At 31.5% G+C, this 17803-nt stretch carries 14 protein-coding genes and 1 tRNA gene; 2 read left to right on the top strand and 13 right to left on the bottom strand.

Features of this window, described 5'->3' with window-relative positions:
- Nucleotides 1-2 precede the first annotated feature (2 nt).
- Nucleotides 3-100: transfer RNA gene (locus ELQ09_RS00295), tRNA-Sec, on the bottom strand.
- Between the two features lie 140 nt (nucleotides 101-240).
- On the opposite strand from ELQ09_RS00295, the gene yedE reads away from it, so the two are divergent.
- Nucleotides 241-1449 (top strand): selenium metabolism membrane protein YedE/FdhT, encoded by a 1209-nt coding sequence (yedE, locus tag ELQ09_RS00290; RefSeq protein WP_070300849.1) that lies wholly within the window; start codon nucleotides 241-243, stop codon nucleotides 1447-1449.
- 3 nt (nucleotides 1450-1452) lie between these two features.
- Nucleotides 1453-1680 (top strand): sulfurtransferase-like selenium metabolism protein YedF, encoded by a 228-nt coding sequence (yedF, locus tag ELQ09_RS00285; protein WP_002862153.1) that lies wholly within the window; start codon nucleotides 1453-1455, stop codon nucleotides 1678-1680.
- A gap of 15 nt (nucleotides 1681-1695) precedes the next feature.
- Here the strand turns inward: yedF (ELQ09_RS00285) and putP are convergent, their stop codons facing one another.
- From putP to ELQ09_RS00220, 12 genes are all read right to left on the bottom strand, one after another.
- Nucleotides 1696-3165: a sodium/proline symporter PutP gene (gene putP, locus ELQ09_RS00280; protein ID WP_208357092.1), complete on the bottom strand. Its 1470-nt coding sequence runs from the start codon at nucleotides 3163-3165 to the stop codon at nucleotides 1696-1698.
- A 17-nt stretch (nucleotides 3166-3182) separates the two neighbouring features.
- On the bottom strand, nucleotides 3183-6671 hold the full coding sequence (locus ELQ09_RS00275) for a proline dehydrogenase family protein (RefSeq protein ID WP_134224847.1): 3489 nt from the start codon (nucleotides 6669-6671) through the stop codon (nucleotides 3183-3185).
- A 129-nt stretch (nucleotides 6672-6800) separates the two neighbouring features.
- Nucleotides 6801-7823 (bottom strand): selenide, water dikinase SelD, encoded by a 1023-nt coding sequence (gene selD, locus ELQ09_RS00270; protein WP_079461991.1) that lies wholly within the window; start codon nucleotides 7821-7823, stop codon nucleotides 6801-6803.
- A gap of 10 nt (nucleotides 7824-7833) precedes the next feature.
- Nucleotides 7834-8406, bottom strand: coding sequence for a sulfurtransferase-like selenium metabolism protein YedF (gene yedF, locus ELQ09_RS00265; protein WP_052785480.1), 573 nt, complete (start codon nucleotides 8404-8406; stop codon nucleotides 7834-7836).
- Nucleotides 8407-8517: 111 nt separating this feature from the next.
- Entirely contained in the window at nucleotides 8518-10620 is a 2103-nt protein-coding gene (gene ccaA / locus ELQ09_RS00260) for an aspartate chemotaxis receptor CcaA (protein ID WP_070316795.1), read from the bottom strand.
- 114 nt (nucleotides 10621-10734) lie between these two features.
- Complete coding sequence (locus ELQ09_RS00255; protein ID WP_134263680.1) at nucleotides 10735-11472, bottom strand: winged helix-turn-helix domain-containing protein; 738 nt, start codon at nucleotides 11470-11472, stop codon at nucleotides 10735-10737.
- Nucleotides 11465-12247 carry a formate dehydrogenase accessory sulfurtransferase FdhD gene (fdhD, locus tag ELQ09_RS00250; protein ID WP_070241095.1) on the bottom strand — a complete coding sequence of 261 codons (783 nt, stop codon included), beginning with the start codon at nucleotides 12245-12247 and terminating at the stop codon, nucleotides 11465-11467. The genes ELQ09_RS00255 and fdhD overlap by 8 nt, the downstream gene beginning before the upstream one ends.
- Before the next feature lie 166 nt (nucleotides 12248-12413).
- Complete coding sequence (locus ELQ09_RS00245) at nucleotides 12414-13346, bottom strand: formate dehydrogenase subunit gamma (RefSeq protein WP_070241097.1); 933 nt, start codon at nucleotides 13344-13346, stop codon at nucleotides 12414-12416.
- The gene (gene fdh3B, locus ELQ09_RS00240) at nucleotides 13343-13984 is read right to left on the bottom strand and encodes a formate dehydrogenase FDH3 subunit beta (protein ID WP_002851264.1); all 642 of its coding nucleotides are present in this window, start codon (nucleotides 13982-13984) and stop codon (nucleotides 13343-13345) included. The genes ELQ09_RS00245 and fdh3B overlap by 4 nt, the downstream gene beginning before the upstream one ends.
- Nucleotides 13981-16785, bottom strand: a complete 2805-nt coding sequence (locus tag ELQ09_RS00235) for a formate dehydrogenase subunit alpha (protein ID WP_079742596.1) — start codon at nucleotides 16783-16785, stop codon at nucleotides 13981-13983. The genes fdh3B and ELQ09_RS00235 overlap by 4 nt, the downstream gene beginning before the upstream one ends.
- Complete coding sequence (locus ELQ09_RS00225) at nucleotides 16785-16976, bottom strand: twin-arginine translocation signal domain-containing protein (protein ID WP_002851537.1); 192 nt, start codon at nucleotides 16974-16976, stop codon at nucleotides 16785-16787. Before ELQ09_RS00225 ends, ELQ09_RS00235 begins: the two co-directional genes overlap by 1 nt.
- Nucleotides 16951-17664 carry a molecular chaperone TorD family protein gene (locus ELQ09_RS00220; RefSeq protein ID WP_079860164.1) on the bottom strand — a complete coding sequence of 238 codons (714 nt, stop codon included), beginning with the start codon at nucleotides 17662-17664 and terminating at the stop codon, nucleotides 16951-16953. Before ELQ09_RS00220 ends, ELQ09_RS00225 begins: the two co-directional genes overlap by 26 nt.
- Nucleotides 17665-17803: the final 139 nt, after the last annotated feature.

Raw genomic sequence — 17803 nt, 5'->3', positions numbered from 1 at the left:
ATTGGCGAGAAGATGAGAGAATCGAACTCCCCAAAGAATAGTCAACTATCCTTTCATCTGATTTGAAGTCAGTGGCGATCACCAGATACGCTAATCTTCCAAAGTGATAATTATAGCGATTTTTAATGAAAAACAAAATAAATTTATCAATATTCTTTTTGACTTCATATTAAATTTAAGCTATAATCTCACTCTTTTTTTAGCATCAAGTTTTGATGATTACATTTTTAGGATCTTTCTTTGAATTCTTTTAAACAAAAATATTTAATCAATTTTTGGGACAATTCCCGTTCTATGATTGCACTTGGAATTTTAAGTGCAGTGTATTTTGGGATTTTTGGTGGCGTTTGGGCTGTTACTGGAGAAATGACGCGTTGGGGTGGTGAATTTTTAGAACTTTTAGGTATGAATTTAGATGGGTATTCTTATTACCAAAAGCAAAATTTAAATGGAACCCCTTTAACAAGAACTGATGGTATTATGCTCATAGGTATGTTTATAGGTTGTTTAGTAGCCGCACTTTTAGCTAACAAAGTCAAATTTCGTCTACCTGCTAGCAATATAAGAATTTTTCAAGCAATAGTAGGTGGAATTCTTTCAGGATATGGAGCAAGACTTGCATTTGGATGCAATTTAGCTAATTTTTTTACAGGTTTACCTTATTTTTCTTTACACACTTGGCTTTTTACTGTTTTTATGGTTTTAGGAATTTATCTAGGAGTGAAAATTTGCAACACTTCCTTTTTTAAACCTAAAGCTAAATTAGAACGGGTAAATAAAGAAAACTTGCCGCTAAACAAGCAAAGTTTGCGTACAAAACTATATTTTAACTTAGGCATATTACTTTTCATAGCCTTTTTAGTTTGGGTGTTTTATCTTGTTTTTACAAACGGCAATATCAGCACACAAAACAAACAAAGCCTTCTAGCTTTAGCGCTGATTTTTGGTTTTGTTTTTGGCTTTGTTATTTCTAGAGGGCAAATTTGTTTTACTTCTTGCTTTAGAGATTTGTTTTTATTTGGTAGAGATAATGCTATAAAAGGCGCATTAATCAGTATGATTATCGCCTCTTTAATCGCTTTTGCTTTTATCTTGCAAGGTCATACTAGCAAACTCATAGAACTTTCTCCTGCTGTAGCTGTAGGAGCATTTTTGTTTGGTTTTGGTATAGTTTTTGCCGGAGGTTGTGAGTGTGGTTGGGCTTATCGTGCCTTTGAAGGACAAAGTCATTTTATGATAGTAGGAATTGCAAATATAATAGGAACTATGATTTTAGCTTTAAGTTACGACTTTTTACCAAAAGCTTTTAAAGAAGGTATAAAAATCAATCTTTTAACTGAATTTGGAAATTTAAATGGATTTTTTATCAACCTTATTTTATTCATCTTGATGTTTGTTTTTGTAGTATTTTACAAAAAACACTTCTTTAAAAATCAACTTAAAGGATAAACAGTGAAAATTACTTATAGTTTAAATTTACAAGGTGAAGCTTGTCCTTATCCTGCTATAGCAACACTTGATGTCTTACCTAAGCTTCAAAGCGGAGAAATTTTGGAAGTGCTTTGTGATTGCCCACAAAGTATCAATTCCATACCTCAAGATGCAAAAAACCGTGGTTTTAAAGTGCTTGAAATCGATCAAAGTGGATCCACGCTAAGATTTTTAATACAAAAGCCTTAAAAAAGGCTTTTGTTCTCAAAGCTCTTTTAACATCTTTTCATAAGCTGCTTTAGTTCCAGATCTTACATTTGTAAACAAACTTGCAATAATAATTACCACAGAAGCTGCTAAAAACCCTGGAACTATTTCATAAAGACCTGAATTTGCAAAATTCTTCCAAAGCACCACAGTAGCAGCTCCTGTTATCATACCTAAAATCGCTCCTACTCTTGTCATCCTACTCCAAAATAAAGAAAAAAGCATTACAGAACCAAAAGAAGCTCCAAATCCAGCCCATGCATAAGAAACTATACTCAAAACACTTGAGTTTTTATCAGTAGAAATCAAAAACGCTATTACAGCTACTAGTAAAACACCTAATTTACCTAAATTTAATACAACATGACTTGGTGCATCTTCTCTAAAAATCTTTTTATAAAAATCTTCCGCTATAGTAGAACTTGAAACCAGCAATTGTGAACTTGCTGTACTCATAATAGCTGCTAAAATAGCACTGAGTAAAATACCTGCTATCCAAGGATTAAATAAAAGCTGCGACATCACGATGAAAATCTTTTCAGGATCTTGCAAACTTAATTCAAATTTATGCACATAAGCTATGCCCAAAATACCTATCATACAAGCACTTAAAAGACAAACCGCCATCCAAGCAATACCTATAAAAGTGGCCATAGGAATATCTTTAGTAGAACGAATCGACATAAAACGCACTAAAATATGTGGTTGACCAAAATAACCCAAACCCCAAGCAAGTGCAGATATAATGCTTATAACTCCTACTCCTTCGCCCATAGATAAAGCTTGTGGCTTTATTTCTCTTACTATATTCACCGCTTCACCAAAGCCACCTAAATGATAAAGCATAACCAAAGGTACAATAATTAAAGCCATCATCATTAAAAGCCCTTGTATCATATCCGTCCAACAAACCGCCTTGTATCCGCCTAAAAAAGTATAAGCAACAATAATAATCGTTCCAGTAGTTAAAGCATAATCATATCTGATACCAAAAGTACTTTCAAAAAGTTTTGCTCCACTTACAAGCCCTGATGAAACATAAAAGGTAAAAAATATCAAAATTACCACCGCACATACGATGCGTAGTATATGTTTATCATCATCAAAACGAGTTTCAAAATAATCAGGAATAGTCAAAGAATTTGCAATCACACTGGTATAAATTCTAAGTCTTTTTGCCACAAAAATCCAATTTAAACTAGCTCCTATAGTAAGCCCAATTGCAATATAAGAATCTATAAAGCCACTTACATATAAAGCTCCTGGTAATCCCATTAAAAGCCAACCACTCATATCAGAAGCCCCTGCGCTAAGCGCAGATATCACAGGCCCCATAGTACGCCCACCTAGAAAATAATCCTCTGAATTTTTATTTTGTTTATAAAAATAAAAACCTATATAAAGCATTAACAAGGCATAAACTACAAACATCACTGCTATTGGGGTATTAATTTGAACTACTTCCATCAATCTCTCCTTGATCATTAAGATATTGCTCTAATGCCTAAATTTCCATAGCGATGAAAAGATATACTTAAAGCTTTTTCATTAAAATAATTTAAAAGTTCAAAACGACCATTTAACAATGGCTTTTCTCTTATGATGATTTTAGCAAGCTTTGCAGCCTCTTTATAAATCTCATCATTTACATCTGGTTTTGCTAAATAACGCACTCTTTCATATTCTTTAATACTCTTGATAAAATTTTCTTTATTTTCTTTTAAAAATAATACTTTTACTCCTATGCTTTGAACAATTCGTTCTATCATACTAATATCTTGCTCATCATAACTGATACTTAGATCAATATTTACAATATTTGCACCTAAAATCACCCCTAAAACATCTTTTAAGCTTTCATTTCCACAAAGTCTTAAAACCATATTCTTTATTTTAGTATAAGAAAAAAGATTATCTTCTCCACGTATATTGACATAATCTTTTGAAACACTAAACTCATTTTTATAATGATAAGCATAAGATTGAGACATTTTAATTAAATCGTTCATAAAATCTTGTGCTTCTTTTAAATCTATTTGTGCTAATTTTTTTGAAAATTTATCTTCAATTAAATGATCATCAAAATCTTCTTGCTTAATCTCTAAAAATTGAGTGATATAATTATAAATTCCCACTTTTCTACCCAAACCTATGGCTGATTTTTTAACCCCTCCAAAAGGTTGACGCAGTACTATAGCCCCTGTGGTTGGTTTGTTGATATAAATATTTCCTGCTTCTATGTGAGTGTGAAAATACTCCCATTCTCTTTCATCTAAGCTTTCAAAACCTGCAGTTAAACCATAACCTGTGGAATTTACTATATCAATAGCTTCTTTTAAGTCTTTAGCCTTCATCACGCTTAAAATCGGTACAAAAAGTTCATTCATATGAGTAAAATCACCCTTTTTAGTGCCATATTTTATACCTGGAGTCATCAAATAAGGATTATTCTCTAAAAACTTAGGTTTTAATGCCCATTCTTCATAAGGTTGTAATTCATCTAAGGCCTTTTGAACTTTAGAACTTGGCTTATCAGCTAAAGTACCCAATTTATTTTTAAATTCAAAAGGATTACCCACTGCCATAGAACTTGCAGCATCTACTAAAGTCTTTTTAAATTCTTCATCATGATAAACTTCTTCTTCTAAAACTAGCAAAGAAGTAGCTGAACATTTTTGACCGCTATTGCTAAAAGCAGAATGAATGATATTTTTAATCGCACTATCACGATCAGCAAATTTAGAAACTATAGTCGCATTCTTTCCGCCCGTTTCAGCACTTAAAAGCAAGGTTGGATTAGCTTTTAACATAGCATAAGCAGTATCCTCCCCTCCTGTAAGAATTGAAAATTTAATCGCTTCATCAACAAGTAAATATTTAGAAATATCACTTCCTTTTGAAGGTAAGAAAATCAAAGCGTCTTTTGGAATACCTGCATCCCAAAAACACTTACAAAGCATATAACCTGTTAGAGTTGAAAGTGAAGAAGGTTTGTAAATCACCACATTACCTGCAGCTAGTGGTGCAGCTATGGTGCCCACTGAAATCCCTATAGGAAAATTCCAAGGAGCTATGGTAACCCCTATGCCCTTAGGTGTGAATTTAACTTTTGGATTTTGTTTTTTAAGCTCTTCTAAAGAGTGCGGATAAAACTCTATAAAATCAATAGCCTCACTTACTTCAGGATCGATCTCTAAAAAGGTTTTGCCCACTTCTAAAGCTGCCAAACCTATCAAATCCCCTCTTCTTTCTCTCATAAGTTTTGCACTTTTAGCTAAAATTTGATAAATTTCATCATGACTTTTTTGTGTAAATTTGGAATTTTTAGCTACTTCTAAAGCTTGTTTGATTTCTTTTTCTCCGGCTAAATAAGCCTTTCCTATCACTCTATCTTCAATCTTATCTTTAACTTCTAAAACATTTAAATTTTCTGCTTTAAAATCAAGCTCACCTATAACAGGATAAACATCATAATCTTTTAAATTTTCATATTTAGCTTTAATTTCTTTAGCCCATGCTCTATTTTGCGCTAAAATAAAATCCGTATCACTTTCGTTGCTAAATTTTTTACTTTCATAAGAACTTATGATATTTGATTCTTTATTTCTATCTTGCTTACGATGTGTAGTATTATCAAGAGTTTTTATGCCTTCTAAAGATTTTAAAAAAAGTTCTTTTTGGATATTCCAGTTTTTATCTCCTACTTTAAGATTGAAAAAATAACGCATAAAATTATCTTCACTTGTATTTTCATCAAGGCGTCTTACAAGATAAGCAATGGCATTGTTAAAATGTGCTTCATCGCAAACTGGGGCATAAAGGATTAAATCATGCATTTTAGATAATTCATAAGAACATTGCAAACTCATACCTTCAAGCATTTCAAAAGTAAAAGAATCTAAAGCACCCGCTTCACTTATGCGTGTATAAGCATAAGCAATCTCAAAGATATTATGACTTGCAATTCCTATGTTGATGTATTTATAATTATCTCCTTCAAGAATAAAATCAAGCATTTTATTATAATTGCTATCAGTATCTATTTTTTTGTAAAAAGTAGGAAGCTCCCAGCCTTTTTGAGATGCAATAGTTTCTTCACTTTCCATATTAGCACCCTTAACAAAACGGATCTTAATAGGCTTCATACCTTTTAAAACCCTCTCTTTTGAAAAAGCAAAAAGTTTTTTAAGATACTCATAAGAATCAGGAATATAAGCTTGCAAAACAATCCCCGCTTTAATATCAAATTTAGCCACACTTTCCATAAAAGCTGCAACAGTAAGTTCTAAATCTCTAAATTCTTCCATATCAAGATTGATAAATTTAGATACACCTTGTTTTTTCTCTTCTTCTAAGGCTAAAGCATAAAGATAATCTAGTCTTTTTACTACCTCTTCTTTGGAATAATCAAAATCTATAATATTAATTTGTGAAAAAATCGTAGTAATTTTTATGGAAATATAAGTGATATAACTTGATTTTAAAGCCTCTTCATATTTTTGCATACGATATTTACTCTCAGCTTCACCTAAAACCTCTTCGCCGATTAAATTCACATTTAAGGTAATTTTATCTTGCTCTTTTCTTTTGTTAATGTGCGGTTCTAAAACACTAGGATTTGCATCTAGAACCATAGCTTTAGTATCTTCTCTTAAATGTTTGACAAAAAAAGGTACACTTAAATTAGGAGCAAATTTGCCAAAATTTAAAAAGCTAAAAAGTAGGAATTTTTCAAAAGTGCTAAAAAAATCCGCTATGCCATATTTACTCAAAGTATATTCTATAAGCTCAAAACTTGCATTTTTATCTTTACATCTAAAAGAACGATCTAAAAGTTCTATAAGCATAACTTTATTTTTGGGATTATTAAGAAGTTTTTGCATTTTAGCATGAAATTCTTTTTCAGAATTTGAAATATTGACTTCTATTTGTCCTTGCAATTCTTCAGCTAAGGCTAAAGCTTTTTGTATCATTTTATATCTCCTAAGATAAAATAAATTTTAATAGATAATATATAAATAAGATAAAAATAATATTTTAAATCATAGAAAATGTATAAAAAATGATAAAAAAAATTTTAATGGGTATATAAGTAACAAAAATTAAGAAATGATAATATCATTTTCTTGCTTATTTACAACCTTGGCAATAATTTTAGCTTGAATATTTTCATCTTCTAGTTTTTTTAAACATTCTAAGGATTCTTTTTCACTTATAGAAATCAAAAGTCCTCCTGAAGTTTGCGGATCACAAAGTAATAATTTTTCTTCATTTAAATCAGGGATAAGTTCTTTTATAAATTCTAAATTTTTATAAGCTCCAGCAGGAATTAAACCCATATTAAAATACTCTTTTACTCCATCTAAAAAAGGAAGTTCACTTTCAAAAATTTCAAAAGAAATATTTTTATTTAGCATTTCTTTTAAATGTCCTAAAAGTCCAAAACCTGTGACATCACTCATGGCACTTGGATGAAATTTAAGAACAATTTGACTGGCTTTATAATTTAACTCCATCATACTTTTAAGCATTATATCTAAATGTTTTTGATTTAACATTTGCGCCTTTAAGGCTGTGCTTAAAATTCCCGTTCCTAAAGGCTTGGTTAAAATGATACAATCTCCAACTTTAGAAGTATTATTAGCAATAAATTGACTAGGATGTATTTTTCCTGTAACACTAAGTCCAAAAAAAAGCTCAGTGCTTTCTATAGTATGACCACCCACAACTAAAGCATTGCATTCTTGAACCTTATCATTTGCGCCCTCTAAAAGCTCTTTTAAGATATTTAAATCATGATTACAAGTATCAAAACCTACTATATTTAAGGCATTAATCACCTCTGCACCCATAGCAAAAACATCGCTTAAAGCATTTGCTGCAGCAATAGCACCAAAATGATAAGCACTGTCTACTATAGGAGTGATAAAATCAAGCGTTTGCACCAAAGCTAAATCGGGACTGATTTGATATACGCTTGCATCTTCATTATTTCCGATATCACTAAGTAAAGCAGGGGTTTTTTGCATGAAATTTAAAATTGTTTTAAGACCACCCGGGCTTAATTTCGCTGCTCAGCCTGCTGCTTTAACAAAATGGGTTAAATTTTGATTTTTATATTGCAGTATTTTTCCTTTACAAAGTAATAATTTTTGCTTTACCAAAAAGCTCGTTTAAAATTTCATATGCGTTACCTATATTTCCTATTTTAAGCTCTTTGCTTTTATTAAAAAATTCTAGACAAGCTCCACAACTTATGATCTCGATACCTAAATTTTCAAGTTCTTTCATAGCTAAATGTGCTTTATGATTTTCATCAACATTGATTAAAACACTTTCATTTACGCAAAGAATTTTACTTGGGGCATGATCTAAATTTTTTAAGGTACTTAAAAATCCTACAAGTAAATTTTGTCCCAATTCACCCTCACCCACTTTGTCAGTTTTTAAAAATAAAACATTATAATCGTGAATATTTACTTCACTAGAATTAAAATTATTTTTTTGTACTTTGATGCAAAACTCTTGTGCATTTTCATCTACAACAGGGTTTAAATTTAAAGAGTTAAGAAATTTTACAACATTATTTTTTGAAATAATAGAATTTAAAACGATTTCTAAAATTTCATTTTCCTGAAGTTTTTCAAGAGCGTTTTTTGTTTCAACTATAGGCTGAGGACAAGAAAGATTGCGACAATCAATTTTCATTATTTTTCCTTAATATTAGCTTTGGAAAATAATATTATTTTATTACTTGTTTTGTGTTTAAAAATTTTAAATAATATAGAAAAAATTTAAAAGCTCAAAAATGAGCTTTTTTTAAAATCTTTTTTTATTCACATCTTCAAGAATTGCTGCAGCAATTTGATTGACTTCATTTGTTATATTATTGGTGACATTTGCAACTTCGACATTTTCCTTAGTTACAGTTTCAAGTTGCGCTATAGCATCGTTAATCTGTGTGATTCCTGCTGTTTGTTCTTTTACAGATTCTGCTACTTCATTTACGCTTTGAACAAGTATATTAATATTTGCCTCGATTTCAGATAAGGATTTTCCCGTTCTTTCCGCAAGCTGTCTTACCTCATCTGCAACAACTGCAAAACCACGCCCATGTTCTCCAGCACGTGCAGCTTCAATAGCTGCATTTAAAGCAAGAAGATTCGTTTGCTCAGCGATATCTTTAATCACATTGACAATATTTTTTATATCATCAGCTTGCGAAGCAACCTCAACTGTTTTTCCACTTACATTTTGCATAGAAGAATTAATCTCCTCTACAGCTGCAGCCGATTGTTCTAAAGAACTCGCTTGTGCATTAGAGCCATCAGCAAGTTTTTGCATAGAATTTTTTAACTCTTCTGACTGATTGGCTAAATCTTTAGCAAAATTGGAAGAAGCTACAAGCATCTTTTTAATTTCTTTACCTAAAATATTAGTTGTAATCTCAACTTCGCCTTTAGCATCAAATACTTCTGTGCTAAAATCAAGCGCTTTATAACTATCAAAAACTCTATTAATTTCATTCATATTAGAACCAATTTTACTTTGCAAAACATCAAGCATTCTATTAAGAACATTTTTAAGTTCTACTAATTGAGGATTTATAGGATTTTTAGTAATTCTTGCAGTTAAATTACCTTTTTCGATTTCTCTAGCAGTTTGCACTGATTCATCTACAGCATTTTGATCTTGTTCTAAAGATATTTGAATCTTTTCAATATTTTCATTTATGATTCTACCCATTGCCCCTAATTCATCATTAGCTCGAATTTTAATTAATTTGAGCTCAATTTTTTCATGATTTAAGAAACGGAAAAAAGATTCTAAAGAATTAAGAATAATTGGCAATCTTGTTGCAACAATTTTTCTTACACAATAATAAACCACTCCTAAAACAACAAAAATAAAAATCAAAGATGCACTGATAATAATTAATTGTAATTTTTTCAAAGGTTCAAAAACTGAATATTTAGGGGCTGTTACCAAAACTGTCCAAGAACTATCTTGCACTTTAAAACTATTAATCGCGGCATAAGAATCATCACCATCAAAAGCTATATAGTTAAAAACTCCATTTTTTCCTTCGCTCATAGCCTTATAAGTTTCTTGTGCACCTTTATTAGGATTGATATCTTTTAAATTTTTTAAAACCAAATTTTTATTAGGGTGAATCGCGACAAATCCATCGGAATTTAAAAGAACTCTTAATTCTCCATCATATTTTTGACTCTTAGGATCTAAAAGATAAGTAGCAATAGCCGAAAAATCCAAAGTCATACCGATAACACCTACAACTTGATTCTTTCGGTCAAATATAGGCATAGCAATATTTACAGCATCAAAATCTTGACCTTCTAAATTCATCCTAATAGGACGTCCTATATATACTTTATTTTCCCCATATTTTGCTTTTTTTAATATATCTTGCACAACTTGTAAATTAGCTATTTCATCACTAGCTTGTATTGCTTTTATCCCGCCTTTGCTATCTTTTTCTTCATCAACATAAAGCATAACAAATTTTCCACTTTGAGTATTGAAAAATTTACTCTCCTCTTTAAAATATTCTGGCGGATCGATAAGATACAAATAAGTAAAATTAGAATAAGCACTATTATCAAAAGTATTGGTTATAATATTTGTTATACTATCTATATCTAAATTTTCTTTTGAAGTTGATCTAAACATTTCTGTTAAAGTACCTGAAATACTTTTATTTAAAGCAATCATTTCCCCAAAAATTCCTTGAGTTTGGGTAGCATATTCTTTCGTGATAGAAGCTAGAATATCTTCTGTGTTTTTGGTAATATTTTGACTTACTTGTTTTGTGATTAATGAGATTAAAATAATAAGCCCAATAACAACAACAGTTGCTACAGAAAAAATAAGTTTTAAACCTATATTTAAAGATTTAAACATCTTAATAACTCCTAAAAAATAAAATTTTGGATTTTATATTTTAACATATTTTTTAAAAAAATACCATTAATTAATTATAAAAATATTATGTATTAGTATTTTTTGATAGAAGATTTATTTTTTTCCTTTTAAAAACAATTCTTTAAAGCGTTTATTAGCGTATTCTTCTATGTCCTTTTGCAAAATAGAGTAATTTTCCATTAATTCCAAAGCTCTAGGAGTAAGTTTTGTTCCTGATTCTTTAGAGCGTCCTTGTCGTGTGCTAACTAAAATTTCTTGAGAATTTTTTTGTAAGGCTTGTAAATGCATCCAAGCTTTTTTATAATTAATCCCCATAAGTTTAGAAGCATGCAATAAACTACCTGTTTGTCCGATAAGCTCTAAAAGTTCTGTTTTTCCTCGTCCAAAAAGCAAATCTCCATCCGCATTTTCAATCCAAGTTTTTGTTCTTACTATAAATTGCTTACCTTTTTTTTCTTTAAAACAACCAAGTTGACAATACTTTACATCAACCTTATAAGCTTTTAAAGCTGAACGCATACTTTTAAGTCCACAACCTTCTTTAGCAATATCTCTTGCATCTTTACAAAAAATTCTACGCTTTTCATCTAAACTAGGTTCTATTTTTTTAAGCACTTCAATCTTTGCTTTTTCAAAATCTAAATGTCCAAATTGCCCCAACTCGCAATTATCAATTCTCATGTGATTTTCATCGGCTAATTGTCCGATTTTTTCTATATTTACATTAAATTTCTTTGCAATTTTAAAAGCCGTACCACAATCTAATTTTTCATTACTATTTAACAATTCTCTCATGTATGAGATGATTTCTTTTTCTTGGTTTTTATCCATGAATTCTAAATTCTCCACTATAAATATTGATCTTATTTTCTCTAGCAAAACCACAAAGCGTTAAATCAAATTTTCTTGCTATCATAACTCCTAAACAAGTAGGAGCCGTGCGTGAAACAAGGACTGGAATTTTATGCATAACTGCTTTAGCTACCATTTCAGAACTTAGCCTTCCACTAACCATTAAAAAACATTGACTTAAATCAACCCCAGCTAAACATGCTTTTCCTAAAGCTTTATCTATGGTATTATGTTGAGCTATATCTTCACCTATAAAAAAAGTTTTCTCATTTACAAAAAGCTTAGCCGTATGCACACAGCCTGTTTTCTCATAAAGCTCACATTGAGTATAAAAAGTACTCATTTGTTTTAAAATTTCATCTTTGCTAAATTTTGCATCAGAACTAATTTTACTCGCTTCAATGGCTTCTAAATCGATATTTGCAGTATGTGCTCTACCACAACCACTTATAACTACGCCTTCAGCATTAAGCTTTGCTAAATTTTCTTTATCAATCTTTGCTTTGATATACACACTCATACCATCATCTTTTGTTTCTATGTTCTCAATATCGCTTACTTTTGCAATGATATTTTCGCTCATTAAATACCCTATTGCTAATGCCTGTTCATCTACAGGAGTTGCCATTAAAGCACCTACTTTTTCATCATTAATAAAAATTTCAAGCTTAATTTCACGCACTAAAGTATCATCGCATGTAAAAGATTCATCACCTTTATATTTTAAAATCTGAGTTGTAAATAATGGATCCATACCTTATCCTTTAAATATCTTTAAATAATATTATATCAAAAAAACATAAATAACAAATTTATATATGGAAAAATAGATTTTAGATTCAACTTGTAAAATAAAATTCGTTCTATTTATTTCAAAAAAGCTTAAAACTACCGCTATGCAATAACATAGCGGTTAAAGATTAAATTTTCACATTAGGATCATAAGAAAAATTAGGTTCAATTTGTTTTTTACTACTTAATTCTTTATACCAATAAGAATGTAAAATATAAACCTCTTCTTCCTCTTTATAACCACTAATCATAGAATGGATACTGCCTTTGATTGCAAATACTGCCATATAAATATGCACACCAAAAAATACTGCACACACTATACCCAAGAAATTATGCACTATAGCTGAAATTCTTAAAAGTTCAATTTGAGTTAAACCAAAAAGACCTTGAATTGCCGTGGAATTAAAATCAAGAAAATACATAAATCCACCTGTAATTATCATCAAAAATCCACCAAAAACAGCAATATAATACCAAGATTTTTGACCAAAATTAAACTTACCTGCAGGTACAGGACGTTTTACTTTGCTTAAATAACCACCTACTATCATCATCCATCTGATATCATAACTTGCAGGAAGCATTCTTTTAATCCAGCATAAAAACATAGGGATTATAGAGATGATAAATAAAACCGTTGCAAAAGCGTGTAAATTTTTACAAACTCTTACAAAAAGTCCACCTCCAAAAGTCGCCCCAAACATCATCACAAAACCAGTTGGCACTAAAATCACCCAAGAAATTGCCGCGATAAAATGAAAAAGTCTTTCAAATAATGTAAAAGCATAAATTTTCTTTCCATCGTGTGAAAATTGTTTAGGTCCTATAACCATATAATGCAAAGCAAATGCAGACAACACGGCAATAACAGCAATTAAAGCTATAGTAGCTATATATTCACCTTGCAAAGTTGTCCAAAGTTTGCCAAAAGTTTCATAATTTGAGATATTTGTAATACGATGAAAATCCCAAATTTGAGTATCTTGTCCCATTCTCTCACTACCATAAGCAAATAAACTTACTACGCTTAATAAAAGCGTTGCAAATACTTTTCTCATAAGCGTTCCTTTCCTGTGTAAGCAATCTTCCATTCCAAACTTTCCGAAGGATTTGGAATGCCATAATTTCTATTCATAAGTCTATTATGATAAATCTCTTCTATTTTAGAACTTTCGCCTACTAAAAGTGCTTTTGTTGAACACATCGCAGCACATACAGGAACTTTACCTTCTGCAATACGATTTTGACCATAAAGTTCTCTTTCTTTTTCTGAATTTGTTGCTTCAGGGCCACCTGCACACATAGTACATTTATCCATAATGCCTTTATTTCCAAAAACACTATCTTTTGGAAATTGTGGTGCGCCAAAAGGACAAGCATAAAGACAATATCCGCAACCTATGCAAATTTCTTTATCATGCAAAACAATACCATCAGCACGGATATAAAAACAATCCACAGGACAAACGATAGAACAAGGAGCATCATCACAATGCATACAAGAAATAGAAGTTGAAACTTCTTTTCCTTGAATTCCTTCATTTAAAGTAATCACACGGCGACGGCGAATGTGAATAGGAAGCTCATGTGCTTCATCACAAGCTACCGCACAACCATTACAATCAATACAACGCTCATTATCACAAAAGAATTTCAAGCGTTCTTTTTCCAAATTTGCAAAATTTACCTTACTCATTTTCCATCCTTACTGATTCTACAAAGCCCACCTTTAGTCTCTGGAATCTGACACATAATATCATAACCATAATTTGTTACCGTATTAGCACTTTCTCCGCTTGCATAAGGCTTAGTTCCTTCTGGGAAGTTATGTGTTAAATCCACACCTTGCATTACCCCTGTAAAATGGAAAGGTAAGAAAATCATATCTTTTGCTACACCTGGATTAACCTTCACTCTTACATGAATTTTAGTACCCTCTGGAGAATGCACCCAAATCATATCTCCTGCTTTAATGTCTTGCTCTTTTGCTAATTCAGGATTGATCTCACAAAACATTTCAGGTGTTAAACGCGTTAGATACATAGATGCTCTATTTTCCATACCCGCACCATTTAAATTCACAAGTCTTGCAGTAACAAGATTAAGCGGGAATTCTTTAGAATAATCCTTAGCTTGTTGCACAGAAACAAATTTAGTATCCACGCGATAAAGTGCTTTTTGATCTTCAAAACTTGGATATTTTTGTACCAAATCGTTTCTTGGAGAATGTAAAGGCTCACGGTGGAGTGGAATTTTATCTTTAAAAGTCCAAACTACAGCTCTAGCTTTAGCATTTCCATAAGGAACTATGCCTTTTTCTATACATTTAGTTGCTATGATATTGCTATCATCATAAGACCAAGTTGATCCCATTTTTTCTTTTTCTTGGGCACTTAAAGTAATGCCTAAAACTTTTTCTATATTATCCTTAGTAATTTGTGGATAACCTGTATCAATAGGCGAATTTAAAGGTGCATTTTTAGCAAGTAAACTCTCTCCTTCATACTCAAGTCCAAAATTGTTTCTAAAGCCCATACCACCTTTTGCTACTTCAATGTCGGTATTATAAAGTACAGGAGAACCTGGGTGTTTATCACTCCAACAAGGCCAAGGAAGCCCGTAATACTCGCCAGCAACTTCGTCTTTTCCTTCTAAAGTTACCTCATCAAATTTATCCCAGTATAAAGTATGCTTTTTAAGCCTTTCAGGACTCCAACCATTAAGCCCTATACTTCTAACTGCTTTTGCAATTTCTCTTGTTGCATTTTCAGGCCAAACGATCTCACCTTTTTCATCGCGTAAAGTCTTGGTAAAGTCTTCATAAAAGCCTAATTTTTTAGCAAGCTCAAATAAAATTTCTTGATCTTCCATGCTTTCATAAAGTGGATCTACAACTTTAAATCTCCATTGTCCGCTACGATTTGTTGCTGTTACACTTCCGCTTGTTTCAAACTGTGTTGCTGCAGGTAAAAGATAAATTCCATCTTTTCTTTCTGCGATAATCCCTGCTTCATTTACAAAAGGATCAGCCAAAACTAAAAGCTCTAAAGCTTCTAAACCTTCTTTAACCTTAGCTTGTTGTGCGGTTGAAGTGATACCATTTCCCATAACTACTAAAGCTTTTAAAGGCGTTCCTGCATTATCGATAGCATCATTGCCATCTTTTCCATTTAAAGCTGCTGCCCACCATCTAGCAAGTGAAAGTCCGGTTTTATGCATCCAATCTTTACTTACAAAATTTCCTAAAAGCCACTCATAATCTACGCCCCAAATTTTGGCATAGTATCTCCAAGTCGCTTCATTTAAAGGATAATAACCAGGTAAATTTTCGCTTAAACAAGCCATGTCCGAAGCACCTTGAACATTATCGTGTCCGCGTAAGATATTAACTCCGCCGCCAAATTTACCTATATTTCCAAGTACCATTTGTACAATAGGTGCTAAACGCGTATTTGAAGTTCCTACGGTATGTTGAGTTAAACCCATAGCCCAAATAAGCGTAGTTGGTTTATTTTTAGCTACTTCGTGAGTAATTTGCACTAAAAGTTCTTTAGAAATTCCTGTAACATTTTCTACTTCTTCAGCTGTCCATTTTGCTGCTTCTTCACGAATTTTATCGATTCCAAAAACTCTTTCATCGAGATATTTTGTATCTTCTAAACCTTCATCAAAGATAATTTTTAGCATTCCATACATGAAAGCAATGTCAGTTCCCGGACGAATTCTTGCATAAATATCTGCCTTAGCTGCACTTTTTGTAAATCTAGGATCTACAACAATAAGCTTTGCGCCTTTTTCTTTTGCTTTTAAGAAATGTCTAAAACCCACAGGGTGATTTACCGCTGGATTTGCCCCAATGATAATGATACATTTACTTCTTTGAATGTCTCCAAGATGGTTTGTCATAGCGCCATAACCAAATGTATTCGCCACACCGGCGACTGTTGCGCTGTGTCAAATTCTAGCTTGATGATCTACATTGTTCGTTCCAAAAAACGCTGCAAATTTACGCACATAATAAGCTTGTTCATTGCTCATTTTTGCAGAACCTAAAAACATAACACTTTCAGGATTTTCTTTACGATAAGCAGCTAGTTTTTCTCCAATCTCACTTAAAGCTTGCTCATAACTTATGCGTTTCCATTCTCCATTTTCTTTTTTCATAGGATATTTTAAACGCACATGTGAACGCACCATATCGATCATATCAGATCCCTTGCAGCAATGTCCACCTGAACTCACAGGATGATCTTGAGCAATTTCTTGACGCACCCAAACACCATTTTGCACTTCTGCAATAATCCCACAGCCTACAGAACAGGCTGTACAAACTGTTTTTACTTTTTTACTACCTTCGTACGCTTCTTTAAGCTCATCAGCACTCGCTTCTCTTAAAGTTTCACTTCTAGCAAGCAACGGTGTTGCTAGGCTTGAAAGTGCTGCCATTTTAAGAAAAGAACGACGCGTAAGCTTGATATTTTCACCTACACTTGACATTACTCAGCCTTTATATAATAATTTTCCCAATTAGCACTTCTTTGAAAAAGCACTTCTTTTTTCTTACTTTTACCTTTAACTAAATCTTTTCTTTCTTCATCTTTAGCTAGAGCTAAAGTCGTACTACCAAGCACTCCAGCAGCCCCTAAGGCAAAAGCGGATTTTTTAAGAAATTCCCTGCGATTTTTCACGAGTCCTCCTTTGTTTATTTGCTTCTCTTCTTAAAAATTCTGAACGCGATAGATCGTTTTGCACTTTTTTAGAATTTATTTTTACAGGTTTTTCTACTTCAAAGCAAAATCTTTCAAATTCCATAAAAGCCAATGCAATACTTGAAATTTCCTTGTATAAATTCGCATTTTTATTCATGAAAACATCACCTAAAAACTCATCGATGTTTTTATTGATCACTTTTTCAAAAAGTTCTTTGGCTAAATCATCTTCATTTTGCCTTAAAAATTCACTCATCAACAATAAACAAAATCCAACACTATCTTCACTTTCTTTAAAAAATTTTTCATTGCGTCTTATTTTACTTTTGACTAAAATTTGACGCACACAAAGTAAAGGATTTGAATTTTCAAAACCTTCTTCTATGTAAGAAAAAGTCGTTGGAATGCTATTTTTAAGACTTAAAAAAAGCAAATCATATTCTTTAAAAAATGCTTGTATAGAATTTTCATCATCTAAATGCTTGAGCAAGATATCAAAATTTGATTTTAAATTTTCATCAAATAAACATTCTTGCATTGTCTTTAAATACTCTTGTAATTTTGACAATCTTTCTTCAGAAAATGAAAAAACAAAAAGCTCTCCTAGACATTGATAATAAAGACTTCTAGCTAATCTTAATTTTTCCAAATCCATTAAAGCCTCCATGCATTCAAAATTTTCAAAAATAGCTTTAAATTTTGCTTGAATGAATATTATGCAAAATATACCTAATATTCATTTTAAAGCCGATTTTTAAATCGATTTATCTTAATACTATTTGATTTAAAAATCACTGAATTTCAAT

The sequence above is a fragment of the Campylobacter sp. CH186 genome, from assembly GCF_004378925.1.
Taxonomy (GTDB): domain Bacteria; phylum Campylobacterota; class Campylobacteria; order Campylobacterales; family Campylobacteraceae; genus Campylobacter_D; species Campylobacter_D jejuni.
Note: the sequence above shows the minus strand (reverse complement) of the source record. Positions and strands in the feature narration are given on the sequence as shown.